The sequence below is a fragment of the Pelagimonas sp. genome (genome assembly GCF_050633425.1).
GTDB lineage: Bacteria > Pseudomonadota > Alphaproteobacteria > Rhodobacterales > Rhodobacteraceae > Pelagimonas.
In genome coordinates this window covers 256202-281493 of sequence record NZ_JBOEGM010000020.1, presented here as the reverse complement: position 1 = coordinate 281493, position 25292 = coordinate 256202, and the positions used below count along the sequence as shown (strand labels likewise).

The following is a 25292-nucleotide window of genomic DNA, read 5'->3' as shown; positions in this document are numbered from 1 at the left end:
GGATAAAATGAGCGATAAAACCATTCTCATCGTTGGCACGTTTGACACCAAGGACGAAGAGCTCACCTATATGGCTGATGTGATCCGCGCCCAGGGTGGCGGCGCTGTGACCATGGATGTGTCGGTGCTCGGCGATCCGACAAACCCTTGTGATTATTCGAAACATCAGGTGGCCGAGGCCGGCGGGTCATCAATTCAAGCGGCGATTGATGGGGGTGATGAAAATCTGGCGATGCAAATCATGGCCGATGGCGCATCTGCTCTTGCCCTGCGTTTGTATCGGGAAGGTGCCTTTGACGGGGTGATCACGTTGGGCGGTACGATGGGGACCGATCTGGCGCTGGATGTCTGTCAGGCCTTGCCGGTTGGCGTGCCAAAATACGTTGTCTCAACCGTATCGTTTTCACCGCTTTTGCCGCCGGAACGGTTGGCGGCGGATATCCAGATGATCTTGTGGGCTGGCGGGCTCTATGGGCTCAACGCTATATGCAAAGCCTCTCTGTCTCAGGCCGCTGGGGCGGTGTTGGGCGCGGCGCGGGCGGTTGAAAAACCTGACCTCAAAAGACCCCTGATTGGCATGACCAGCTTTGGCAAAACTGTGCTGAGATATATGGTTGATCTGAAACCGGCCTTGGCCGTGCGCGGCTATGATTTGGCGGTGTTTCACGCCACTGGTATGGGGGGGCGGGCCTTTGAAAGCCTTGCGTCCGAAGGCGTGTTTCGCGCCGTGATGGATTTTGCCACCCAAGAGGTGTCGAACCACACGATGGGGTCAACCATCAGCGCCGGGGCGGATCGCATGACCGGCGCGGGGCGCAGAGCAGTGCCGCAATTGCTTGCGCCGGGGTGTTATGATCTGGTGGATTATGTCGGTTGGCAGGACCCGCCGCAAAAGCTCTGCGGACAGGAAAGCCATGCACATAATCGGCTGCTCTCGTCCGTTATGCTCACGCCGGATCAAAGGCGCGAGGTCGCGCGGGCGATGTGTGATAAAATGACCCAAGCCACTGGCCCGACAGTGTTTTTACTCCCGCTACATGGCGGGAATGAATGGGATCGCCTCGGTGGCCCCCTATGTGATCCAGAGGGGCTTGCCGCCTATATCGACGAGATGCGCACACAGTGTCCCGCGCAGGTCGAGCTGCGCGAATTGGATTGTCACATCAACGATCCTAGCTTCACACAGGCGGCGTTGCAGGTCTTTGATGACTGGATTGCCAAAGACCTGCTGGGCTGATCACTCCGCCGCTTCAAGGGCCTGTGTCTGTGCCAAAAGCGCGGCTATTTCCGGGCGACAGGATCCGCAATTTGTCCCGGCCTGAAGCGCTGCACCGATAGCGTCGACGCTCATCAATCCCTGGGTTTCAATGGCGGTCAAAATCGTGTTCACACCGACGTTGAAGCACGAACATAGGGTTGGTCCGGGGTTGGGCATGTCGGCAGGGGCACGGCCGGTCAAAACATCCCGCGCCTCTTGGCCCGGTAGGGTCGCTGCATAGTCGCGCATCAAGGCAACCGGGTCAGGCGCGATGAACAGCGCTGCTTGCAAAACCCCGTCCTGATGCAACGCAATGCGGGCCATGCCGCGGGATTTGTCTTGCAAAATCTGCAATTCAGCATCGGGAAGACCGAACAAATCGCGGGCGGCGGTTTCCCAATCTTCGGGGGTCTTTTGCCCTGCCAATTCAATCCGATACCCGGCTTCTGTTTTGACCTTGGCCCAATAGTCCGCGTCCGGTGTGGCATCGGAAACCGACACCGCAAACCCATACCACTTGGCCTGGAATCGGGTCGCAGAAACCACGGCGGCTTTGCTTTCAGGTTGGCCGGAAATCGGATCAACCTCTCCGGCGACAGTGTCGCAAATCCGTGCGGCGGGGGCGGTTTCGCCGGTCCAATGGATGGGCGCAAACAGCGTTCCGGTCTGCACGGCGTCCGTGATCTTTGCGCGCATCACCGCGCTGCCTTGAGGGCTGCGCAAGTGCACCAAATCATCCGCGCCGATTTCAAGCTGGCGGGCATCTGTTGGGTGGATTTCGACAAAAGGCTCGGATAAATGCGCTGACAAACGCGGTGACTTTGCGGTGCGAGTCATCGTGTGCCACTGGTCGCGCACCCGTCCGGTGTTAAGCCGGAACGGGTAACGCGGGCCGGTCCGGGCCACTGGTGGGCGGTGGGCAAGAGCCAGCATTTTGGCCTTGCCATCGCCGTGAAAGAACTGTCCATCCGCAAAGAACCGTCCGCCTTGTTTTTGCGGAGAGATTGGCCAGCGGGTGGGCATTAGGTCGTCAAATGCCTCATCCGTCATCGTCTTGAGGCCGGAAATGTCAAAATCCCGCCCAAGGTCGCCTGCGATTCCAGACAAAGCAGCGTATTCGCGAAACACATCGGCTTCTGAGTCGTATGAAAACGCCTCCTGCCAGCCCATTCGACGACCAACGTCGGCCAATTGTGCCCAGTCAGGGCGGGCATGTTCCGGTGCGGGCAGGGCGGCGCGTTGGCGTGAAATGGTGCGATCTGTGTTGGTCACGGTGCCGTTTTTTTCGGCCCAAGCGGTGGCGGGAAGCAGAACATCGGCCAGCCGAGCAGTGTCGGTTTCCCCTGTGACGTCAGACACCACCACAAAGTCGCATCCTTCAATTGCGGCGCGCACGGCGGCGGCATCAGGCATGGAAACGGCGGGGTTGGTGTGGATAATCCACAGGGCCTTGATCCGGCCGTCACCCACGGCTCGGAACATATCAACGGCCTTCAACCCCGCCGTGTCCGGCATGCAAGGGGACTGCCAGAACCCTTGCACGGCGGCTCGGTGTTCCGCGTTTTCGATATCGAGATGACAGGCCAGCATATTGGCCAAACCGCCCACTTCGCGCCCGCCCATGGCATTGGGTTGGCCGGTGACAGATAACGGGCCACAGCCCGGTTTGCCAATGCGTCCGGTCGCCAGATGGCAGTTCAGAATGGCGTTGACCTTGTCGGCCCCAGAGGAACTTTGGTTCACCCCTTGGCTAAAGATCGTCACGGTTTTTTCGGTTTGAATGAACAATTCGCAGAATGTATCGACGAGGTTGCGATCAAGGCCCGTGACGTCCAAATCGGCCCCAAAGGCCGCGCGCAGTGCGTCGTCAAACCCGTTCACATTGGCCAGAAACCCTGCATCCAAGGCCCCATTCTCATAGAGCTGCACCAGCAGGTGGCCAAACAGGGCCACATCGCTTCCGGCCTCCAGAGGGAGATGTATATCGGCCGCTTCACAGGTTGCGGTGCGGCGCGGATCAATCACCACAATCTTGGTGCCGCGTTTTTCTTTGGCGGCGATCAGGCGTTGGAACAGCACCGGGTGACACCAAGCGAGGTTGGACCCCACCAACACCACAAGATCGGCTTCCTCGATGTCTTCATAGGTTTGTGGCACGGTATCGGTGCCAAAGGCGCGCTTGTGTCCGGCAACAGTGGAGGCCATGCAAAGCCTTGAATTCGTGTCGACATTTGCGGTGCCCATATAGCCTTTGATCAGCTTATTGGCGACATAATAGTCTTCGGTCAGCAACTGACCCGACAGGTAAAACCCAACGCTATCGGGCCCATGTTCTTTGATTGTGTCGCTGAACTTGTCAGCGACCAATTGCAGGGCAGTATCCCAATCGCTCTCCGCTCCATCCACCTGAGGCGTTTTCAAACGCCCGCCCAGTCCAACGGTTTCGCCCAAGGCCGACCCTTTGGAACAGAGCCGTCCAAAATTGGCCGGGTGATCAGGGTCGCCTTTGACGTCAAGGCCGTCGGGCGTGGGGGTCAACAGAACCCCACAACCGGTGCCACAATAGGGGCAGGTGGAGCGGATAGGTTTGGTCATGCGGCGCTCCTGTTTCCAACGGATGCGCCATCCAGAAGGATACGACCCGCATCAACCTTGACCGGAAAGGTGTCAACGCTGCCTTCATCCGCGCCTTGGGCCTGGCCGGTATTTAGATCGAACACCCAGTTGTGCAGCGGGCAGGTCACTTTGTTGTCATGCACGATGCCTTCGGACAGTGGGCCGCCCTTATGGGGGCAGCGGTCTGAAATGGCGCGCACTTCGGTGTCATCTGTGCGGAACAGGGCCACACAGCCAACCGGGGTTTTCACCACGCGGGCCCCACGCAAAGGGATGTCGTTAATGTCTCCGATGTCGATCCAGCTCATTCCGCGGCCTCCAGTGTTAAATCTGCAAGGGGTTGATAAATATTAGCTTTGTCTTTGGCATGTTCGGCCCATGGGTCGGCGCGATAGACGCTTTGTGAAATTTCAAACCGGTCGGCCAAGGCTTTGCGGTTCTCCAGATCATCAACGATCTGTTCCTTGACCCAATCGAGCCCCACCTTGTCGACCCATTTGAAAATCCGGTCGAGGTATTTGGCATTCTCGCGGTAGATCTGCGTCATCGCGCTGATCACCTCCATCGCCTCCTCTTCGGTTGCGACTTTGCACAGAACTTCGGTGCCTTTGATCTCCATCCCAGCCGCGCCCGCGACGTGGATTTCATAACCAGAGTCCACACAGATCACGCCGATGTCCTTACAGGTTGCTTCGGCGCAGTTGCGTGGGCAGCCTGACACCGCGAGCTTCAGTTTGTGCGGTGTCCAAGACCCCCAAAGATGCTTTTCCAACTTGATGCCAAGCCCGGTGCTATCTTGCGTGCCAAAACGGCAATGGTCTGATCCGACACAGGTTTTTACCGTGCGCAGTCCCTTGGAATAGGCATGACCCGAGACCATACCGGCCTGATTAAGATCATACCAGATTGAGGGCAGGTCTTCGCCTTTGACCCCCAAAAGGTCGATCCGTTGACCACCTGTAACCTTGACGGTGGGCACATCGTATTTGTCGGCCGCATCGGCGATGGCGCGCAGCTCATCCGGGGTGGTGATGCCGCCCCACATGCGTGGAACAACCGAATAGGTGCCGTCTTTTTGGATGTTGGCATGTTTGCGTTCGTTGACAAAACGCGATTGCGGATCGTCCGCATAGTCCAACGGCCAATCGGCCAGCAGGTAATAGTTGATCGCCGGGCGGCACACGTGACAGCCATTGCGGGTTTTCCAACCCAACTCCTGCCAAACCGCATCCTGCGATTTCAGTTCTTGCGCCTTGATCAAGCGGCGCACGTCTTCGTGGGTGAGATCGGTACAGCCACAGACCGATTGCGCGGTGGGCATGACAAATTCGTCGCCCAAAGTGACCGCCAAGACCTGTTCCACCAAGCCAGTACATGTTCCACAAGAGGCCGAAGCTTTGGTTGTGGCTTTGATGGCGCCCAAATCGGTTGCGCCCTCATTGATCGCCGCGACAATGTCGCCTTTACAAACGCCGTTGCACCCGCAGATTTCAGCATCATCCGGCAAGGCTGCAACGGCTGAGAGCGGGTCCGAGGAGGAGCCCCCCTGATACGCCGGGCCAAAGATCAGCGTGTCACGCATATCGCTGACATCGGTGCCGTCTTTGATCATGCCATAGAACCAGCTACCGTCGGCGGTATCGCCATACATGACCGCGCCGATGATCTTATTGTCTTGCAAAACCAACCGCTTGTAAACGCCGCGCGCCGGATCACGGAACACGATGTCATCGCGGTCGTCGCCTTCGGCAAAGTCACCAGCACTGAATAGATCACAGCCGGTGACCTTGAGCTTGGTCGACACCTCGCGATTGACGAATGTGGCTTCTTCGTCTTGCAAAACCTTGGCCAGAACCTTGGCTTGATCAAAGATCGGAGCCACGAGGCCAAAGATATCGCCGTTATGTTCGACACATTCGCCAATGGCAAAAATGTTTTCGTCCGAGGTCAACAACTGGTCATCCACATGGATGCCTTTACCGCAGGCCAGGTCGACTTCTTGCGCCAGAGCGATATTGGGGCGAATGCCGACCGCCATGACCAGCTTGTCACAGGGCAGTTCGGTGCCATCGTCAAGCATCAGGGCTTTGACTTTGCCGTTCTCGCCGATGATCTCCTTGGAGTTGGCCGAGCATTTCACGGTGATGCCCTTGTCAACCAAGGCCTTGCGTAGCAAATAACCCGCTGGTTCGTCCAATTGGCGCTCCATCAGATGGCCCATCAGATGCACAACGGTCACGTCTACACCGCGCGCCGCCATGCCCGCCGCGGCCTCAAGCCCCAACAGGCCGCCGCCAATAACGACGGCTTTTTGAGCGGATGTCAGCGACATCATTTCCTGGGTATCTTCAAGATCGCGATAGGCGATCACCCCGTCCAGATCATGTCCTGGCATGGGAATGATGAACGGGTTTGATCCCGTCGCAAAGATCAGTTTGTCATAAGCGACTTCGCTACCGTCATCGCCGCGAACCAGCTTGGCGGCGCGGTCAATCTCAGTGACTTTGACGCCAAATTTGGTGTCGACTCCTTTGGCGTCATACCAATCGGCATCATGGGTGACGATGTCGTCATATGTCTTTTCACCAGACAAAACCGGCGACAACATAATGCGGTTATAGGTGCCGCGAGGTTCGGAATTGAACAGGGTCACATCCCAGTCGGCGCTTTCCCCATCTTTCTGGGCGTCTGTCAGGTGGTCCAGAACACGGCCAGCGGCCATACCTGCACCAATGATAACAAGTTTCTGTGTCATAGGTTTACTCCGCCGCAATTGTGGTTGGGGCTGGTTTCGGCTTGGGCTTGGCCCCGTGCTCATATTCCTCAAGGAAATCGAGCACTTCCTGCCGGTAATTGTAATAATCAGGATGTTCGAGCAGCGCTTTGCGGGTGCGCGGACGCGGCAGATCAACATCGGTGATTTTGCCGATGGTGGCCTGTGGTCCGTTCGTCATCATGACCACGCGATCCGCCAGCAAAATCGCTTCGTCAACGTCGTGGGTGACGCAGATCGCGGTCACTTTGGTGCGGCTCCAGACTTCCATCAGAACCTCTTGCAACTCCCAGCGGGTGAGGCTGTCGAGCATGCCAAAAGGTTCATCCAACAAGAGCAGTTTCGGGCTGAGTGAGAAGGCGCGGGCAATCCCAACGCGCTGCTTCATCCCGTTCGACATGGAATGCGCCGGACGGTCCATCGCGTCTGCCAAACCAACGCGTTCTAGGTAGTATTCAACAACGTCCTGACGTTCGGCCATGGAGGCCTTGGGATAGACTTTATCGACCCCGATGGCACAGTTTTCGCGGGCGCTAAGCCATGGGAACAGGTTGGGCGATTGGAACACAACGGCGCGTTCCGGATCGGCGCCTTCGACGTGTCGCCCATCAAGTTTGATCGCGCCCTTGGAAATGTCGTTGAGGCCAGCGGCCATGGTCAGAACCGTGGATTTACCGCAGCCCGAGTGACCGATGAGCGAGATAAACTCACCACGATTGATTTTGAGGTTGAAGTCTTCGACAACGGTCAAAGGCCCTTTGGGGGTCGGATAGATTTTGTGAAGCTGCGAAAAGTCGAGGAAACGTTCTTCGATCAGACCTTTTTGCGCCTCAACCACCGCTGTTGGTACACCGTGGATTGGGGTGACATCGGGTAGGGTTTTCGAGCCTTCCACTTTGCCCTTGATCCCCACATCCATCAGATAGGTGGTGACCTTGGCGCGCAGGGCTTTGAACACCTCATCATTGTTCATTTCAGTCCGATCTCGCGGGCGCGGGATGTCGACCTTGAACTCTTCGCCGAGGGTGCCGTCCGGGTTTAGCGCGACGATACGGTCGCCAACCAAAATGGCCTCGTCCACGTCATTGGTGATCAAGACGCAGGTCTTTTTGCTCTCATCCCAAATCTTGACGATCTCATCGGCAAGATTGGCGCGGGTAAGGGCATCGAGCGCTGACAGCGGCTCATCCAAGAGCAGCATTTCAGGATCCATCGCCAAGGCACGGGCAACGTTGACCCGCTGACGCATACCGCCCGAAAGTTCGGCCGGGCGGCGATGGGCGGCGTGCGAGAGGCCGACCATTTGTACAAATTGCTCAACCTTTTGTATTTTTTCCTGCGTCGGCATCTTTGGAAAGACCGAGTCGAGGGCAAGGCGGACATTGCCCGTCACGGTCAACCATGGCATCAAAGAATAGCTTTGAAAAATCACGCCGCGCTCTGGGCTTGGCTCTTTGATTGGCTTGCCTTTGAAGGTGACACTGCCCGAACTTGGCTGTTCCAGACCGGCCATCAGATTGACCAGAGTTGTTTTGCCAGTGCCCGAAAATCCGAGGATGACGAGGAATTCGCCTTCCTGGATGTCGAGGTTGATGTTCTTGAGAACTTCGGTGCGGTGAGTGCCTTCACCGAAGCTTTTGTTGGCGTTTTCGAACTTCAGAAGGCTTGTGGGTGCTGTCATTTGGTCTGTCATGGCGATCACCGATTGTTCGAGAAGGTGAAGAGCGATTGCAGAGCGTACATGACCCGGTCGAGCAGGAAGCCGATGATACCGATGGTCAGAACCGCAACGATGATTTTGGCAAGTGACTGGCTTGAACCGTTCTGGAATTCATCCCAGACAAATTTGCCAAGACCGGGGTTTTGCGCCAGCATTTCCGCAGCGATCAGAACCATCCAGCCAACACCAAGCGACAGACGAAGGCCGGTGAAAATCAGCGGTAGCGCCGATGGCAGCACCAGCTTGGTGATTTTGGTCCAGGTGTTCATTTTCAGAACTTTGGAAACCGAGATCAAATCCTTGTCGATGGAGGCAACACCGAGCGCAGTGTTGATCAGCGTGGGCCAGAGCGAGCACAGCGTAACGGTGATGGCTGAGACGAGGAAGCTCTTGGAAAACAGCCCGTCATTGGTGGCGTAAAGGGCGGAGACAACCATGGTGACGATAGGCAACCAAGCCAGCGGAGAAACCGGTTTGAAAATCTGGACAAGCGGGTTGATCGCAGCATTGGCGCTTGGTGACAGACCCGCGAGAATACCGAGCGGAATGGCGATGGCGGAGGCAATCAAAAAGCCGAAAAATACGGTTTTGATAGAGGTCCAGATTTGTTGATAGTAGCTCGGCGAGCCGGTGTAGGGAATGTCTTTGACTTTTTCCGGCTTACCCTGCGCGATGAAACGCTCGTTGCGCTTGGCGACGCGCTCTTCGTGCTGTTCTTTCTTTTCGGCTTTGGCAATCGCGTCTTGGTGCAGCAGCTTGGCTTCGGTCCAAACGGCGGAAGGGCCAGGGATCGCACCCAGCGAGGTTTGAACCTGTGGTGCAAGCGTCGCCCAAAGCATCAGGAAGGCCGCAATGGCCAGAACCGGTACGCCCAAAAGGGTCCAGATATCTTTGACTTGCGCGCGGGGATTGTCACCGGCGGCGGCTTTGAGGATTGGGGTGAGCCACGCGAGGCCCAGAACTTGGAACCACTTATCGGCGGCGTTGATCCGGGTGAAAAGACGGGCGCGGCGGGCTTCTGCTTCGGCGTCTTGGTTTAGGCTGTCTGGGTCGATGGCAGTCATGGGGGGGTGTCCTTGGACTATATCCTTGGGGTATTTTTGGACGGGGGTGACGCTTGTGCTGTGCACGTCGCCCCACCCGCCGTCCCATTTTGGCGCTTGGGTGAAAGCGTAGGCTTAGCCTTCGATGTTGGAACCGATGACGCGCTGATCAGCTTTCAGACCAATCGGCAGGCTATCGAGGTAAGCGTTGGGCGCTTTGCCGTCGTAACCGATGCCGTCGATGATATCGGTCGCCGGTGTTGGCGCTTTGTAACCGTCGCTGTCCCATGGGAAGTCGGCCTCATTAACCAGACCCTCTTCGACCAGCAATTTCGCCGCTTCGAGATAGATTTCTGGCTTGTAGACCGATTTGGCCACCTCGTCGTACCAGCTGTCTGGCTTGGCCTCAGGGATCTGGCCCCAGCGGCGCATTTGGGTCAGATACCAGATCGCGTCAGAGTAGAAAGGATACGTCGCATAGTGACGGAAGAAGACGTTGAAGTCTGGAACGTCGCGCTTGTCCCCTTTCTCATATTCAAAGGTCCCGGTCATAGAGGCTGCGATCACTTCGGCATCTGCACCGACATAATCAGGACGCGACAGGATCTCCACAGCCGCTTCGCGGTTGGCATTGTCGTTTTCATCAAGCCACTGGGCTGCGCGGATCAGAGCTTTGGTCACCGCAAGCGTGGTGTTTGGGTTTTCCTCGGCAAAGCTGGCATTGATACCAAACACTTTTTCCGGGTTGTTCTTCCACAATTCGTAATCGGTGATCACAGGGACACCGATGCCCTTGAACACGGCTTGCTGGTTCCAAGGCTCACCCACACAGTACCCGTCGATGGTGCCCGCTTCGAGCGTCGCTGGCATTTGGGGAGGAGGTGTCACAGACAGGAACGCTTCGGCGTTGATCTGACCTGTTACGTTTTCGGGGCTGTAGTAGCCGGGGTTGATACCGCCAGCAGCCAGCCAGTAGCGCAATTCATAGTTGTGTGTCGACACTGGGAAGACCATGCCCATGTTAAAGGGCTTACCCTTGGCCTGATAGCTTTCGATCACTGGTTTTAGGTGGCTGGCCGAGATCGGATGGATGATTTTGCCGTCTGCATCAACCGGTAGATCAGGTTTGATCATGTCCCAAACGTCGTTGGACAAGGTGATGCCGTTGCCGTTCAAATCCATTGAAAAAGGCGTGATGATATGGGCTTCTGTACCGTAGCCGATGGTCGCGGCGAGCGGCTGACCGGCCAGCATATGCGCGCCGTCCAAAGTGCCGTCGATCACACCATCAAGCAGAACTTTCCAGTTCGCCTGTGCTTCGAGGGTCACAAACAGCCCCTCATCGTCAAAGAAACCCTGTTCATAGGCAACGGCCAGAGGGGCCATGTCAGTCAGTTTGATGAAGCCAAAGGTCAGCTCGTCCTTTTCCAGCTCCAGCATTTCGGCAAATGCGGGGGATGTGAGGGCGGTGGTGGCTGCCAGTGCGCAAAACAGCTTTTTCATCAGGATCATTTCCTTTTTCGGATGTTGTGTTTTGGCCGGATGGGCCGAAAACGAAGAAAGCCGCAGACAAATCGCCAAGGGAGGAGGGCAATATGTCGAGCGGCTTTGCTCTGAAACGCCCAAAGCTATCGGCGCTTTGGGTGAATGTTATGTCAGGTGGCGTCGTTGCTACCCTAGTTATGAGTGTGGCTTAGGGAATGCTGCCACTGCAAAGGATTTTAAGGGAAATGCCGCAATGCAGCGCTTTGACCGAATTTTTCGCCTATTTTTTAGTCACGCGTTGTGGCTAGGGTCAAAAATTGAGCCGTCAAAGAAGCGGTCCGGAGGGAGAATCAGGGAGCCGGTTTCTGATGCGAGGGTAACAGATGACTGGTTGGCACCTTCGATCTTGGAGGATGCTCCGGGTAGATTCGCGGTCACTCCGCGCAGGGCCGAACGATAGATATCGGACCGGAACACGTCCTTGGCCGCGTCCATTGCCTCCGTTTGGTTCAATCGCAACCGCGTGGCCAATTGGCCAGCGATCCATTGTGCCTGGCTGCGCCACGGAAAATTTGCCGCCCCGCTGTGGAACTCAACAAAACCCGGCGCTGACCGTTGCTGGCCGCTTGGAGTGATGGTCAAAGTGCCAGACAGGGCGCGGTCTATGACTTCGGTGGGCAAATTCAAATAGACGGCGCGCGACAAGATTTCCGCGGCCAGAATCCGAGAGCTTGGATCGCTGAGCCAATGACAGGCGCGCCAAATGGCCCGGATCAACCGATGCGCAAGATCAGTTTCCGAATTGGCCCAGTCCTGACGAACTGCGAGAACCTTTTCTGGGGCCCGTTGCCAAATCGCGGAACCGGGAAGCAAGAGCGACCCCTGACTTTGATCGACAGAGATGGAGCCCCACGGTTCGCCGACACAAAAGGCGTCGACCTCTTTGGCGCGCAAGGCGTCGGCCATGAGGGCAGGGGGGACGGTACGGATTTCCAGATCTTGGGGCGCAGAGGGGCCAAGCGCATTGAGCCAATACTGCAAAAGTTGCGCATGCATAGAGAATGGAAACGGCACCCCAATGCGCAATGGCGATTTTGCCGCCGCGCGTAGGGCGCGGCCTGCACAATTCGGGTCATCGAAACCGAAGGTATGCCCATCGGCATGCAATTGGTCGGCCAATTCTTTGCCAACACCAATCACATTGCCATTGATCGAGGTGACCATAATGGCGTCCAGCGCGACACCTGCTCCGCCCAGACCCAGCGCAGTGGCAACCGGAACGGGCGACAACATATGGGCCGCGTCGACCTGTCCAAACGTCAACATATCCCGCAGGCTCGACCAAGAGGGCGCGCGTTTGAGATCCAGCGCCAAACCTTCTTGGGCCGCAAAACCCATTTCCTGGGCGATGATCAACGGGGCGGCATCAACCAGAGGGATGAAACCGATCGGAAGAAGTGTATTTCTCATGATAGTAATCCTGCCGCAGTGACCAAGGCTTCGGCGACATCTGCCATGCGCCGGTTTTGGTCCATCGCGGTTTTGCGCAACAGCGCATAGGCTTCGTCTTCTGTCACACCTCGGGCTTTCATGATCATGCCCTTGGCGCGGTCAATGACTTTGCGTTCTTCAAGCGCGCGTTTGGTTTCGGCCAACTCGGCGCGCATGCGTTGAAACAGGCGGAACCGGGCAATGGCGGCTTCGAGCACCGGAGTGACGCGCTCTGGCTGCATTCCGCCAACAACATAGGCCGAGACACCGGCCTCGACTGCGGCGGCAGAGAGGCCTTCTTTGCTGCGATCCACAAACATCGCAACGGCGCGATCCTGGGGGCCAGAGGCGAGCGCCAATTCTTCGAGCATGTCGCGGGATGGGTTTTCAAGGTCGATCAGGACCACGTCGGGATTGTGCTGATGGACCTGGCGCGCCAACCCGGTGGTTTCTGAAATCACCCGGATTTCATACTCACCTGCCGTGCGCAAACTGTCGATGATTTGCAAGGCACGGTCCCGGTCCGGCTCGACCACTACAATAGAAAGCATATTGGACATGCGCGATGAACATCGTCTCAGCGCCGGAATGTAAAGCTGCAATGCAGCATTTTAGGTCGCGGCGGTCCCTTGTGCCTAAAAAACAGGCGGCAACAAGCGGCGCGCGTGGGTGAATTTTCGCTTTGGTGTTGAATCGCACTTTTACGAACATTTTACTTTTCCTTTTTCTGGTTTTGTGGCATTTGTCGGAGGCAAGCCATAGGAGGCCTTTATGCACAGCGCGGATTCGAAAATTTCTGACCTTTTTGTCATTGGTGGCGGGATCAATGGTGTCGGAATTGCGCGCGACGCGGCCGGGCGTGGCATGTCGGTGACCTTGGCAGAAATGAATGATCTGGCCTCGGCGACGTCTTCTGCATCGACAAAACTGTTCCACGGTGGTCTGCGGTATCTGGAGTTTTTCAAGGTGCGTCTGGTACGCGAAGCTTTGATCGAGCGCGAAGAATTGCTGCGTGCGTTGCCGCATATCAGCTGGCCGATGCGGTTCGTGTTGCCCTACCACAAAGACATGCGGTTTGATTCCGACACGCCAACATCGCGACTTTTGACAACCTTTATGCCGTGGATGAAAGGCCGACGCCCCGCGTGGCTTATCCGGTTGGGGCTGTTCATGTATGACCATCTTGGCGGGCGCAAAATTCTGCCAGGGACCAAAACCGTGACTCTGAGCGGGACGCCCGAAGGGGCCCCCATAGATGAACGGTTTGAAACCGCGTATGAATATTCTGATTGTTGGGTGCAAGATGCACGCTTGGTGGTCCTAAATGCTCGCGATGCAGAGGCGCGGGGGGCGAAAATCATGGTGCAAACCAAGGTGACATCCGCGCGTCGTGAAGACGATATTTGGATCATCGAAACCACCGATCAACGCAGCGGTGAAACACGCAGCCACAAAGCCAAGGTCTTGGTGAATGCGGGCGGCCCTTGGGTGGGGCAAGTGCTGCAAGAAACGCTACGGCTTAATTCGCGCGAAGGCGTGCGTCTGGTGCGGGGTAGCCACATCGTAACCAAGAAGCTCTATGATCATGACAAGTGTTATTTCTTTCAGGGGACTGACGGTCGCATCATCTTTGCCATTCCCTACGAACAGGATTTCACCCTGATCGGCACCACTGATGCAGAGCATGAAAACCTTGATGAACGCCCTGTATGCACCGACCAGGAACGCGATTACCTTATTGATTTTGCAGGTCACTATTTCAAAAGAGACCTGTGCGCTGAGGATGTGGTCTGGACTTATTCGGGCGTGCGGCCGCTCTATGATGATGGCGCATCAAGCGCCACTGCGGCGACACGGGATTATGTGCTTAAGGTGGATGAAACAGGCGGCGCACCGGTGTTGCATGTGTTTGGTGGCAAGATCACCACGTACCGGCGATTGGCCGAAAATGCGCTTGATAAGCTGACACCGTTTTTTGATGGAATGGAAGGTAAATGGACCGCTGGTGTTGCGCTGCCCGGTGGGCATTTCCCGGTTGAGGAGGTCGAGGCGCGCATTGCCAAACTGGCCCAGAGATACCCATTTTTACCGCAGAAATCCGTTTTGCGACTGTTCCGCGCCTATGGCACCGAAGCGACAGAGGTTTTGGGGCAAGCGCGCGGTTTTGAGGATCTGGGCCATGATTTTGGTGCGGGTCTGAGCGAGGCCGAAGTCGTTTGGTTGATGGAGCGCGAATATGCCACCTGTGCCGAAGACATCGTGTGGCGGCGTGGCAAGCTGGGTCTGCATTTGGATCAGGCGCAAATTGCTGCGCTCGACGCGTGGATGCAAGACAAGCAGGCAACCAAAGCGGCCTGACCAATTTGACACAGTTGCGTTTGGCGATGCGCGGGTTATCTGTGACGCAAGAGGTATGTCATGCGTCCAGCGCCCAAAGCCGCCTATTCCTATCGAGACGATGCGCAAGTTCCTGATTTTGATGACAGTTTCACGCTGCTTGTCATGGATGGAGATTGCGCGGTTTGTTCGGGTTCGGCGCGTCGCATTGCGAGATGGGACCGGCATGACCAAATGCGCATCGCACCGGTTCAATCATCACTGGGCACTGGGCTTTTGCGCCACTACGGATTTGATCCAAAAGATCCGCAAAGCTGGCTCGTCGTGGACGGCGGGGTGGCGTATGGCTCGCTTGACGCGATTTTGAGAATTGCGCCGCGATTGCACGTCATGTTGAAACCTTTGGTGGTGTTGCGGCTGGTGCCGTTGCCCGTGCAGGACTGGCTTTATGCTCGGCTTGCCCGCAATCGATATGATTGGTTTGGGCGCTCAGACATGTGTGCTTTGCCGGACCCGGAACTCAGACGGCGGATCATAAGCGAATGACAGTATACACAGAATGGCTTGGCGAAGGGTTTGATGACCTTCCTCAGGAATGTCAGGATTTGCACGCCGGATATGGGAGGTTTGCGGGTCGTATAACCGTAAGCTATGCCCGCTTGCCGTTTCTGGCCCAGATTGGTCAGAAATTTGGGTTTGCGCGACCAACCGACAATGGCGACCTGATTTTCGAAGCCCGCCAAGAAGGAGGCCAGGATCACTGGCTGCGTTTTGTCGATGGAGTCGCGATGAAATCGACCCTTTGGGTGACTGAGGATGGGGTGTTGGCGGAAAAGCTTGGGCCTGTCACCGTGACGATGGTGCCGAATATGCGGGGACGCGTACTTGAGCTACGGATGGCTGGGTTTCAGATTGGGGCGTTGACATTACCAAGCTGGTTGCGCCCGCAGGTTGAAGCGTCGGAGTTTGCCGAAGCGCAAAGGTATCGGTTCGAAGTGACGATCCGCTTGCCGTTTTTGGGCACGCAGATCGTGCATTATTCGGGATGGATCGACAGTTGTGAAGCGCTGCCGGAGTGATGTGCCCTGGCCGGTGCGTTTGATCATGTCACGGGGCTTTTGTTTATGTCGGGTGCGACCCAGTGACTGGCCCGGCGACTGACCCAGTGACTGGCCGAGTGGCTGGAAAAGACACGTCGGCATGGTGATTAGGTAAGACCAAATCGGATAAGGGCTTTACCTGCTGAGCCCATCGGTGGACACTGCGCGAAACTCAAAACTTGGAGCGCTAACATTATGGACGGTCTTGTTGTGTCGAACACTTCTTGCATTCTGGGCGAAGGGCCGCTTTGGCACCCCGAACGGCAGAGCTTGTTCTGGTTCGATATCCTGGGTCACACATTGTTCGAACATGGTGAGCAGGGCCAAAAAGAATGGAAATTTGACCGCGCTGTTTCGGCTGCGGGCTGGATTGATGAGACCCGCTTTTTGATCGCCTCGGAGCGCGATCTTTTTGCGTTTGACCTGACCAACGGACGCGAAACCCGACTGGTTGATCTTGAGGCGGATAACCCGGCAACACGTTCCAACGATGGTCGGGCTGACCCAAAGGGTGGGTTTTGGATCGGAACAATGGGCTACAAGTGTGAAGCTGGTGCCGGTGCGATCTATCGCTATTACAAAGGCGAGCTGCGCAAGCTGTTTGGGGAAATGACTGTCACCAATGCAATCTGTTTTTCGCCCGACGCGCGGTATGCCTATTTTACAGATACCCCGACCAAGCAAATTCAGCGGGTTGCCTTGGATGTCGAAGGTTGGCCTGAGGGCGAGGCGGAGGTTTGGCTTGATCTGACAGCCGAAGGCGTGAACCCGGACGGTGCCGTTGTTGATGCCAAGGGCAATTTTTGGAATGCGCAATGGGGGGCGTCGCGGGTGGCATGTTACAGCCCCGAAGGCACATTTCTGGAGGCGGTGGCGTTTCCAGCGTTGCAGATAAGCTGCCCAAGCTTTGGCGGCCGCGATCTCCAGACATTATTTGCAACATCCGCAGCAACCGGATTGGGCGACGAGGATCCGTTGCGTGGCCAGACCTTTGCCAAAGACGTCTCGGCCCGTGGGCAAGCCGAACATCAGGTGATTGTTTAAGAAGGCAGTGAAATGGACCCGAGCGACGATCCACGCCCCGGCGAAACCGTGCTGGATGCCCCAATCCAAAACCAAGCGGCCTTGCAGTTTATCGGGCGCATAAGGACGCCATTTGCAACGCGTCGGGAGTGTCCGCGTCAAGGCAGTTTGGACGGACCAGAGTGCCAGATCGAAGTTGAGGCGCGCTTTGAACCGGCCCTCCAAGGTTTGGAGCCTGGGGTGTTGATTGAGGTGCTGTACTGGCTCGATCGCGCGCGTCGTGACTTGTTAACGCAAAGCCCGCGGTCAGATGGAAACGCCCGCGGGACATTTGCGTTGCGATCACCGGTTCGGCCCAATCCGATTGGAACAGCCGTTGTGAAACTGGTCGCTTGCGATGGGCCTGTTTTGACTGTCCAAGGGCTTGATTGCCTTGATGATACGCCGCTGCTGGACATCAAACCTGATCGACGGGGATATTGCGTTCAAGCTCCACCCAAGGCCTAGCACTTTTGAGACCGGTTCGATGTTGGGCCGGTCACGGGGCGTGGTCGCTTATCCTTTGTCCAAGTTTTGGTGTTTGTCAGTGATAAGCCCAAGCTGTTTGAATGCGCCATATGTTGCGGACCAAATTGGTGTGATCTGGGCCAAAAGCGGCGGCAACTCGCCCTGAGACTCCTGCGCAGCGGTCTGTATGTCGCGCAACAACAGATTCAATCGGTTGGCACCAAACACACCAGCCGACCCCGCCATTTTATGGGCCTCGGTGCCGAGTGTTTCGAAATCAGACACTGGGCCAACGGTGTAGGCCTCTTGAAAGCGGGTCATCTCGGAGCTGAACTTCTTGAACAAGGTCAAAGCCTGGTCGCGGGGCAGCTCTTCGAGCAACTCGTCAAGCAAGCTTTGTTTGATAAGATCATCAGACCTCGGCAGCCCGGGGATCATGGTAAACGGGGCCGACATTACTTTGGTCAGGGTTTGGCGCAAACTGATTTTGGTAAGCGGTTTGAGCAGCACGGCATTCATTCCTGCGCCGATGAAACGGGCGGCCTCGGTCGGAAGGGCGTGCGCGGTTGTTGCAATAATTGGCGTCTCGGTGTCGTCCTGTCGAATGAGCCCGGTGGCCGTGATACCATCCATGCCGGGCATTGAAATATCCATCAAAATCGCGCCAAATGACCCATTGCGCGCATGGGCAACGCCCTCGGCACCGTCCGTGGCCTCGGTGACGTCATGCCCATCACGTTCCAACAACTGCCGCGCGACCATCCGGTTGGTGGGGTTGTCTTCGACCAAAAGGATCGACATGGGGGCAGGGGCTTCAACATTCTCGAGATCGGTTTGGTCTTCCATCGGCCAGGTTGGCGCTTCAATCGCGCCCTCTGCTGGGGGCGCGAGGGGCAAGCGAAGCCAGAAAACGCTGCCTTCACCAAGTTCACTTTCGGCCCCCATTTCGCCACCCAATGCGGTGACAAGCCGTTGCGAGATGCCAAGGCCCAGTCCGGTGCCTGTGTTGCTGCGCGCATATGAGCTGTCGATGGTGACAAAGTCGCCAAACACCCGATCCAAGTCGTGCTGCGAAATCCCTAGGCCTGTGTCGATCACGCGAATTTCGACCTCGTCCAACCCTTGGTGGCACTCGGCCTCAATGATGACTTGGCCATTTTCGGTAAATTTGATTGCGTTGCCAACCAAGTTTAGCAAAACCTGCCGAAGTCGGTCGGGGTCATTATAAGCGTCATGCAGCTCAGGTCGCATGGGTGACAAAATGAGTTCATTGCCGCGTGCCTCGGCACGGGCGCGTTGACCCTCAATGATATCTTGGAGCAGCTCAATCAGGTCAAAAGATTGATTTTGCATGCTCATTTTACCGGCATCAAGCCGCGAGACATCCAAAACATCATTCACATGACGCATCAGGATTTGCCCGGACTTGCGCATCACGCTTAGGAAGTGTTGGTCCTGTTTGGATAGTTTTTCCGGCTCAAACAGATCCAGCGTACCCAGCATCCCGTTTAAGGGGGTGCGCATTTCATGGCTCATCACCGCCAACAGGTCGGCCTTTTGCTTTTCTCCGGCGATGGCCCGGTCGCGGGCGTCGCGCATCGCTTCTTCGGCGCGAACGCGGGTGGAGATGTCGCGGATAAAACTCACGAAAATCTCTCCATCCCGGCTGTCGGTTCGGGCCAAGGTCAATTCAACCGGAAACACGCGCCCCCGTTGATTTTGTGCCTCTAGCTGGACAATGCCGGGGCCAACCATGCGCGGCGATGTGGTGTCAGACACATTCGACAACCCGTCGCGGTGATACTGCGACAGACCCTCTTTGTGCATCGAGCGAAATTCATCGGGGATGATCAGATCAACGATATTGGCTCCGAGCGCCGCCTGACGCGGATAGCCAAACATCGCCTCGGCCGCGCCATTATATTCAACAATCCGTCCATCGCGATTTGTGACGACAACAGCATCCAGCGCAGTGGCAATGATGGCTTCCATCCGTTCGCTGATTTCAAGATTGGTTTGCGCATCCTGTTCGCGGATTTGCGCCAAGCGAAACATGGCCAAGACCACAATGATCAGGACCGTGACCAAGGCAATGGTCAAAATGGCGATCCGTGTCAGGGTTTGCGAAATGCTGTTGCGCTGGGCGTCGCGTATTTCCGAGAAAATCGCAATACCGGCAAGGGCGACGTTGCGCGTAGCATCCTGCGCAGCGCTGGCTTCGCGGGCGAAATCGGGGCGTAGCGTTGCAAAACGGCTATCGCCTGCGTCGATGATCGCCACCCATTTGGCTAGAAACTGGTTGATGTGATCAAGGTGTTTGGAAATGCGCTTATGAGTTCGCAACGGTTCAAACGTTGGGCTGCTGCGCAAGGTGTCGATGCGGCTGTAAAACACATCGAAGCGAACTTGCAGCTCGCTCAGGTCGCTTGTTTCAGATGCAAGGGCTTGGTGTGCGGCCAATTCCAAAGACAAGGCTTCTGTTTCGCTTTGGCCCAAAAACCATTGAACATTGTCGGATGTCGCAAAGGACAGATGTTCCAGCTGTTTGCGGACATCAAGCACCAACAGCGAAATCATTGCAATAAACAACACAACAATAACTGCGGTAAGACCACGCCGCATGCGGCCGGTTTCACCGGTTTCGTTCTCTGCCCTATAGGTCAAACTATGCCGCTGCCTTTTTGTCGTTCAAAAGCAGTTTAACGCTCAATGATGAGCCGGTCCAACTGCCAAACGCTGCGCGAAAAAAAAACTTCGGTGCGAAATCTCTCAGAGTGATCATAAGGGTACACGATCCAAAGCGGCCCCTTGTCGCGCACGGACATCTCAACGCCGTTGCGCTCATAGGCGATCAGGGCTGCGCCTGGCTCTGCATCTTCGAAGGGAAGTTCGATGAAATAGTCATTGATGGCATAGGCACTGATGATGGAGCCGGACGCTTTGAGGTATTTAAGCAATGTCCCGAGCTCAACACCGACGAATGTCTGGTCGCCATCGGTCCAGATGGTTGTGGTTTCAATCTCGTGGCTGTCCAAAGCGCGAAGCATGGCCAAATCGAATTCGGCACCGTCTTCGCTATTGGTCACCTCGATACCGCCAGAGACGCGCAAAACCACATCACCCGAAGGCGAGGGGAGTTGATCTGCCACAAGAAGGGAGGTTGAAGTCATCACCCAAAACGCGCTCAACAGGGTGAGCAAATGGCGTCGTCTGCGAATCATCATGCGTCTCTTTCTCCGATCCCCAAATGCGCGGATTGTGGGGTGAAATTCAAAATCTTGTTCGGAGCAGTCGGATATCTGTTGCTCTCTTTCGTATAGGCTGGCAGGCTAAAGGCTGGGGTTTGCGCCTCAGACAGGGCATTGCGACTTTGTTAATCGATCATATGTTATTCTTAATATATAAGAGTGACTAAAAGTGTGGCCTGCCAGGCCCGGAATGGAAATAACTATATGCGTATCCTGGTGGCAGATGACCATGATCTCGTTCGCGATACGATCGCGGCCTATTTGACGGGTGCCGAGATCGACGAGGTTGTTACCGTTTCAACATTAGAGGAAGCGGTGAAATCGGCTGAGGAAACCGGTAGTTTCGATTTGGTGCTGCTTGACTACAATATGCCGGGGATGAGTGGTCTTGATGGTCTGGCACGCATGAAAGCTGCCAACCAAGATCGCCCCGTGGCGATCATTTCGGGCAGTGCAACACGAGAAGTGGCCGAGGCCGCGCTCAAGGCCGGGGCGCAAGGGTTCATTCCCAAAACGCTCAGCGCCAAGTCGCTTTTGACTGCGGCGCGCTTTATGGCGGCGGGTGAAATCTATGCCCCGGTTGAGTTCATGCAGCAAAAACCGGATGATGAAACCGGTTCGCTCACTCGGCGTGAACTGGATGTGTTGCGCGGGATTTGCGAAGCCAAAGCAAACAAAGAAATCGCCCGTGATCTCGACCTGCAGGAAGTAACCGTGAAATTGCATGTCAAAACCCTGAGCCGGAAACTGGGCGCGCGCAACAGAACGCATGTGGCGATGATTGCCCGTGACAAAGGATTGGCCTGACCTCACCTGTTTTCTATGGTTTCCCTCTCTGAAATTCGCTACAATTCGAAAAAATACGAATACTGGCGAAAATGGAGGGAAGAATGGGGTTCATTCTCGCAATTGACCAAGGAACAACGTCCAGCCGGGCGATTGTGTTTGATGATGGGTTGAAAATCGTGGCCTCTGCGCAAGAGGAGTTTACACAGCATTTCCCCAAGTCTGGTTGGGTAGAGCATGACTGTGATGATCTTTGGACAACGACAGTGTCGACCTGCCGTGCTGCGATAGACAAGGCAGGGATTTCTGCCACCGACATCGCGGCGATCGGTATCACCAATCAGCGGGAAACCACCTTGGTGTGGGATCGCAAAACCGGAGCCCCCATTCACAATGCCATCGTTTGGCAGGATCGCCGCACCTCGGAAATGTGCCAGCGTCTCAAGGGGGAAGGCCATGAGCCGATGGTCACCAAGCGCACGGGCCTTTTGCTTGATCCGTATTTCAGCGGCACTAAATTGGCTTGGTTGCTCGACAATGTTGAGGGGGCCCGCGCCCGCGCCGAAGCCGGCGACCTGATCTTTGGCACTGTTGACAGTTGGCTGATCTGGCACCTGACCGGCGGCACGCGCCATGTGACCGATGCCACCAATGCGGCGCGCACCTTGCTCTATGATATCGTTGAGGGGGAATGGAGCGCTGAGATGTGCGCGCTGTTGAACATTCCCGTGGCCATGCTGCCAGAAGTCCTTGATTGCGGGGCGGATTTCGGGGTCGCGGGGGCGGAACATCTTGGCGCGGACATCCCGATTTTGGGCGTTGCGGGGGATCAACAGGCGGCCACCATCGGGCAGGCCTGTTTTAAACCTGGCATGTTAAAATCGACCTATGGAACCGGTTGTTTCGCGCTTTTGAATACTGGCGAAACCCCGGTCATGTCTAACAACCGTCTGTTGACGACGATCGCTTATCAGCTGGATGGCCAGCCGACATATGCGCTTGAAGGCTCGATCTTTGTGGCGGGGGCGGTGGTGCAATGGTTGCGCGACGGTCTCCAAATCATTGACTCTGCCCCCGAAACCCAAGAGTTGGCCAAGGGCGCAGATGATGCGCAAGACGTGGTCTTGGTCCCTGCCTTTACGGGGCTTGGCGCACCGTATTGGAACGCGGAATGCCGGGGTGCCGTGTTTGGGTTGACCCGCGGGTCGGGCCCGGCGGAGATGGCCCGTGCGGCGTTGGAGAGCGTGGGCTATCAAACCCGTGATCTGCTTGAGGCAATGCAGGCTGATTGGGGCGACGCAGGTGAAACCGCGCTGCGGGTTGATGGCGGTATGAGCGCCTCAAATTGGGCTATGCAGTTTTTGTCTGATATTCTGGATGCGCCGGTGGACCGACCCGAGGTTTTGGAAACCACGGCGATGGGCGCCGCATGGCTTGCGGGTCAACGCGCCGGGATTTACCCAGACATGCAGGGCTTTGCCGACACCTGGGCGTTGGAACAACGCTTTCAACCCAAGATGGATGATGCTGATCGCGATCGCAAATATAGCGTGTGGAAGCGTGCTGTTGCTGCTGCTCAGGCCTTTTGATCTGTATTTGCTCAGGGAATTGGCGGGTCTAACCCTCGACAGCGCCCGCGCAATGGGCAATAGCTTAACAGCACGTATGCAAGCCTGATAGGCCCGCCATGAAACCAGTCGACCTTGAAATTGTCTCGTCCTCCCTGTTGTTGGGGGGGCTGACGCCGGAGGCGCAAAAGTTGCTGTTGCAGCGGGCACAGGTGCGCGAATTTGATCGTGGCGCGACAGTGTTTTTGCAAGGCGAACGCGCCAGTGCGATCTATATCGTTCTAGATGGCTGGGTGAAGTTGTACCGCATAGCCCGCAACGGATCCGAGGCAGTGGTCGGCGTTTTCACCAAAGGCCGCAGTTTCGGCGAGGCGGTCGCCTTTCGTCATGACACCTATCCCGTGTCTGCCGAGGCCGTGACACATTGCCGATTGGTTCGGATCGAAGCCGAGAATTTCTTGCACCTTGTTCGCTCAAATCCGGATATGGCCGTCGCCATTTTGTCGGCCACCTTTGCGCATTTGCACAGTCTTGTGGCGCAGGTCGAAGCGCTCAAGGCGCGCACCGGCGCCCAGCGGGTGGCTGAGTTCTTGTTGGAACTTGCCGATTGCGAGGATGGGTGCTGTGAAGTGACGTTGCCGTATGACAAGGTGCTGATTGCGGGTCGCTTGGGGATGAAACCCGAGAGCCTAAGCCGGGCCTTTGGGGCGCTCAAATCGCACGGGGTCAAAATCAAACAAAACAAGGCTGAGATTTCGGACCTGGATGCGTTGCGCACCTACGCCGAAGAGGATCCGGCCAATGCATGGGGACAAAAATGAGCGGTGATCTGAAGACAGCGTTGGCATTGGTAGATGCCGCAAACGAGGCCGATCCCAACAAGAGCGAGGGCCGCCCAGAAGCGCTTTTGTATGGCGAACGGATGAGCTCTGAAGTGGATCGGTTGTTTCCCGATGCGTCGGATGTGTTGAAAATCGCCTGTCGCGGTCAGCATGTGGAGCGTTGGAAATTGCCGCGCAAGGACTTTCCTGAAGGGCGCGCAGGTTACTATGCGTGGCGCAAGGAGCAGGGCCGGCGTCATGGTGAACGGGTGGCCGGTCTTATGGCCGAGGCCGGTTACAATGCGGCGGACCAAGAACGTGTTGGCGTTCTGTTGCGCAAAGAGGGTATCAAACAAGACGCCGAAGTACAGGCGCTTGAGGATGTGATCTGTTTTGTATTCCTGAAATGGTATTTTTCACCCTTTGCAGATTCACTCAAACCCGAAGCTTTACCGCGCATTGTTGAGCGGACAGCGGCTAAGATGTCCGCCGAAGGGCGTGCGCGGGTCTTGGTTGAATTTGACCTGCCCGAGCCCTTTGTAGGCATGTTTCAGGACTAAAATAGGTTAGAGTTCAGGGGGTTGGTATCACGCCAATCACCCGTTCATGCAGGCGAAATACAACGGCCCATGCCACGACGGCGATGGCCAGCCGGGGCAGGGATGGTCGGCCTGCAGGCCGCCACTTTCCCTGTATCAGCGCGGTAAGCGGGATGAGGCCTGTGCGGGCGGTTTGCACCGCCCAGGTCGCGCCCATAAGCCCCGCGCGACGACGTTCGACGACGCTCATGCCGAGGATCGAAAACACCGCGAAGGTTCCAAACAAAATAACATGGGCAAGATCGCCATTGGCCCACAGATGTGCCCCGGACCACAGCGCGAGCGCCCAGAGCAAGGGCTGACGGGTCAGACCTGCGACACCGGGATTTTCAGGGTCAAACCCGCCCGCGCGCCCTTCAAAGGCAAACGGGTTGGGCGCAGCGACCCCAAACGCCGCCAATGCGATCACAACTGGCATCGCCAGATTGACGGCCCATCGCGAGGCGGTTGTTTGATCCCAAAGTGTGATTACTGGCGCACGCCCGGCGGCCCAGATCACCCACAACAAGAGCGCTGTTGAGAGGATCGAAAACACCGCCGTGTAGCCGCGTGCCCCGATCCGATCCGTGAGCTGATCTTTGAGACCCAACGCCGATGGAATGCGATGTGACGCCATAAAAAACGCCATCGCCACAGCAAATTCGATCCAAGCCATTTGGTCTCCTGCTCTTATCCCGCCGCGATTGCGAGGCCCATAATAACGATCATGTAAATCGCCAGAACCAAGGCAAAGCCCCGCCCCCAATCGGGGGCCAATTGCAGGCCAAGATAGACGCCCAAAATCACCTGCGCTTTTATCCAAGCCAATGCCAGAATAGCAAGGCTGGCAAGCACACCGGCCGCGCCGAAAAAAGCGAGCACGGTGCTGATCAGCGACAGGGCCATAAGGATGAGCCAAGCGGTGGTAGCGGTCATGG

22 protein-coding genes are annotated in these 25292 nt (G+C 56.5%); 10 read left to right on the top strand and 12 right to left on the bottom strand.

What is annotated here, in order from left to right; all coding sequences use genetic code 11:
- Window positions 1–7: 7 nt before the first annotated feature.
- A complete protein-coding gene (locus tag ACRBB0_RS17080) occupies window positions 8–1237 on the top strand; it encodes a Tm-1-like ATP-binding domain-containing protein (protein WP_431375657.1) in 1230 nt (409 codons plus the stop codon).
- Here ACRBB0_RS17080 and ACRBB0_RS17075 read toward each other — a convergent pair whose 3' ends face one another.
- From ACRBB0_RS17075 to ACRBB0_RS17040, 8 genes are all read right to left on the bottom strand, one after another.
- Window positions 1238–3853, bottom strand: a complete 2616-nt coding sequence (locus tag ACRBB0_RS17075; protein ID WP_431375656.1) for a molybdopterin-dependent oxidoreductase — start codon at window positions 3851–3853, stop codon at window positions 1238–1240. It lies immediately after the preceding gene.
- Window positions 3850–4182 carry a nitrite reductase small subunit NirD gene (gene nirD, locus ACRBB0_RS17070; protein ID WP_431375655.1) on the bottom strand — a complete coding sequence of 111 codons (333 nt, stop codon included), beginning with the start codon at window positions 4180–4182 and terminating at the stop codon, window positions 3850–3852. The genes ACRBB0_RS17075 and nirD overlap by 4 nt, the downstream gene beginning before the upstream one ends.
- The gene (gene nirB / locus ACRBB0_RS17065) at window positions 4179–6629 is read right to left on the bottom strand and encodes a nitrite reductase large subunit NirB (RefSeq protein WP_431375654.1); all 2451 of its coding nucleotides are present in this window, start codon (window positions 6627–6629) and stop codon (window positions 4179–4181) included. Before nirB ends, nirD begins: the two co-directional genes overlap by 4 nt.
- A gap of 4 nt (window positions 6630–6633) precedes the next feature.
- On the bottom strand, window positions 6634–8328 hold the full coding sequence (locus tag ACRBB0_RS17060; protein ID WP_431375653.1) for an ABC transporter ATP-binding protein: 1695 nt from the start codon (window positions 8326–8328) through the stop codon (window positions 6634–6636).
- 17 nt (window positions 8329–8345) lie between these two features.
- On the bottom strand, window positions 8346–9431 hold the full coding sequence (locus tag ACRBB0_RS17055; RefSeq protein WP_431375652.1) for an ABC transporter permease: 1086 nt from the start codon (window positions 9429–9431) through the stop codon (window positions 8346–8348).
- 114 nt (window positions 9432–9545) lie between these two features.
- Entirely contained in the window at window positions 9546–10913 is a 1368-nt protein-coding gene (locus tag ACRBB0_RS17050) for a CmpA/NrtA family ABC transporter substrate-binding protein (RefSeq protein ID WP_431375651.1), read from the bottom strand.
- Between the two features lie 273 nt (window positions 10914–11186).
- Window positions 11187–12365, bottom strand: coding sequence for an ABC transporter substrate-binding protein (locus ACRBB0_RS17045; protein WP_431375650.1), 1179 nt, complete (start codon window positions 12363–12365; stop codon window positions 11187–11189).
- Window positions 12362–12946, bottom strand: a complete 585-nt coding sequence (locus ACRBB0_RS17040) for an ANTAR domain-containing response regulator (RefSeq protein WP_431375649.1) — start codon at window positions 12944–12946, stop codon at window positions 12362–12364. Before ACRBB0_RS17040 ends, ACRBB0_RS17045 begins: the two co-directional genes overlap by 4 nt.
- A 211-nt stretch (window positions 12947–13157) precedes the next feature.
- Between ACRBB0_RS17040 and glpD the strand changes: the two genes are divergently transcribed.
- The 5 genes from glpD (at window position 13158) to tsaA (ending at window position 17353) form a co-directional block, all read left to right on the top strand.
- Entirely contained in the window at window positions 13158–14744 is a 1587-nt protein-coding gene (glpD, locus tag ACRBB0_RS17035) for a glycerol-3-phosphate dehydrogenase (protein ID WP_431375648.1), read from the top strand.
- Window positions 14745–14804: 60 nt separating this feature from the next.
- Window positions 14805–15269, top strand: coding sequence for a thiol-disulfide oxidoreductase DCC family protein (locus tag ACRBB0_RS17030; protein ID WP_431375647.1), 465 nt, complete (start codon window positions 14805–14807; stop codon window positions 15267–15269).
- Entirely contained in the window at window positions 15266–15802 is a 537-nt protein-coding gene (locus ACRBB0_RS17025) for a DUF4166 domain-containing protein (protein ID WP_431375646.1), read from the top strand. The genes ACRBB0_RS17030 and ACRBB0_RS17025 overlap by 4 nt, the downstream gene beginning before the upstream one ends.
- Before the next feature lie 216 nt (window positions 15803–16018).
- On the top strand, window positions 16019–16867 hold the full coding sequence (locus ACRBB0_RS17020; RefSeq protein ID WP_431375645.1) for an SMP-30/gluconolactonase/LRE family protein: 849 nt from the start codon (window positions 16019–16021) through the stop codon (window positions 16865–16867).
- A gap of 12 nt (window positions 16868–16879) precedes the next feature.
- Window positions 16880–17353: a tRNA (N6-threonylcarbamoyladenosine(37)-N6)-methyltransferase TrmO gene (tsaA, locus tag ACRBB0_RS17015; protein ID WP_431375644.1), complete on the top strand. Its 474-nt coding sequence runs from the start codon at window positions 16880–16882 to the stop codon at window positions 17351–17353.
- Window positions 17354–17401: 48 nt separating this feature from the next.
- Here the strand turns inward: tsaA and ACRBB0_RS17010 are convergent, their stop codons facing one another.
- Together ACRBB0_RS17010 and ACRBB0_RS17005 are read right to left on the bottom strand one after the other, a co-directional pair.
- On the bottom strand, window positions 17402–20017 hold the full coding sequence (locus ACRBB0_RS17010; RefSeq protein WP_431375643.1) for an ATP-binding protein: 2616 nt from the start codon (window positions 20015–20017) through the stop codon (window positions 17402–17404).
- Window positions 20018–20052: 35 nt separating this feature from the next.
- On the bottom strand, window positions 20053–20577 hold the full coding sequence (locus ACRBB0_RS17005) for an oxidoreductase (RefSeq protein ID WP_431375642.1): 525 nt from the start codon (window positions 20575–20577) through the stop codon (window positions 20053–20055).
- Window positions 20578–20805: 228 nt separating this feature from the next.
- On the opposite strand from ACRBB0_RS17005, the gene ACRBB0_RS17000 reads away from it, so the two are divergent.
- The 4 genes from ACRBB0_RS17000 to ACRBB0_RS16985 all read left to right on the top strand — a co-directional run bounded on the left by ACRBB0_RS17000 (window position 20806) and on the right by ACRBB0_RS16985 (window position 24336).
- The gene (locus tag ACRBB0_RS17000) at window positions 20806–21408 is read left to right on the top strand and encodes a response regulator (protein ID WP_431375641.1); all 603 of its coding nucleotides are present in this window, start codon (window positions 20806–20808) and stop codon (window positions 21406–21408) included.
- 83 nt (window positions 21409–21491) lie between these two features.
- Window positions 21492–22976, top strand: coding sequence for a glycerol kinase GlpK (gene glpK, locus ACRBB0_RS16995; protein WP_431375640.1), 1485 nt, complete (start codon window positions 21492–21494; stop codon window positions 22974–22976).
- A gap of 98 nt (window positions 22977–23074) precedes the next feature.
- The gene (locus ACRBB0_RS16990) at window positions 23075–23776 is read left to right on the top strand and encodes a Crp/Fnr family transcriptional regulator (protein WP_431375639.1); all 702 of its coding nucleotides are present in this window, start codon (window positions 23075–23077) and stop codon (window positions 23774–23776) included.
- Entirely contained in the window at window positions 23773–24336 is a 564-nt protein-coding gene (locus ACRBB0_RS16985; protein ID WP_431375638.1) for a DUF4202 domain-containing protein, read from the top strand. Before ACRBB0_RS16990 ends, ACRBB0_RS16985 begins: the two co-directional genes overlap by 4 nt.
- Window positions 24337–24349: 13 nt before the next feature.
- On the opposite strand, the gene ACRBB0_RS16980 is transcribed toward ACRBB0_RS16985, so the two are convergent.
- Together ACRBB0_RS16980 and ACRBB0_RS16975 are read right to left on the bottom strand one after the other, a co-directional pair.
- Window positions 24350–25030: an NnrU family protein gene (locus tag ACRBB0_RS16980; RefSeq protein ID WP_431375637.1), complete on the bottom strand. Its 681-nt coding sequence runs from the start codon at window positions 25028–25030 to the stop codon at window positions 24350–24352.
- Between the two features lie 14 nt (window positions 25031–25044).
- Window positions 25045–25290, bottom strand: coding sequence for a cytochrome C oxidase subunit IV family protein (locus ACRBB0_RS16975; RefSeq protein ID WP_431375636.1), 246 nt, complete (start codon window positions 25288–25290; stop codon window positions 25045–25047).
- Window positions 25291–25292: the final 2 nt, after the last annotated feature.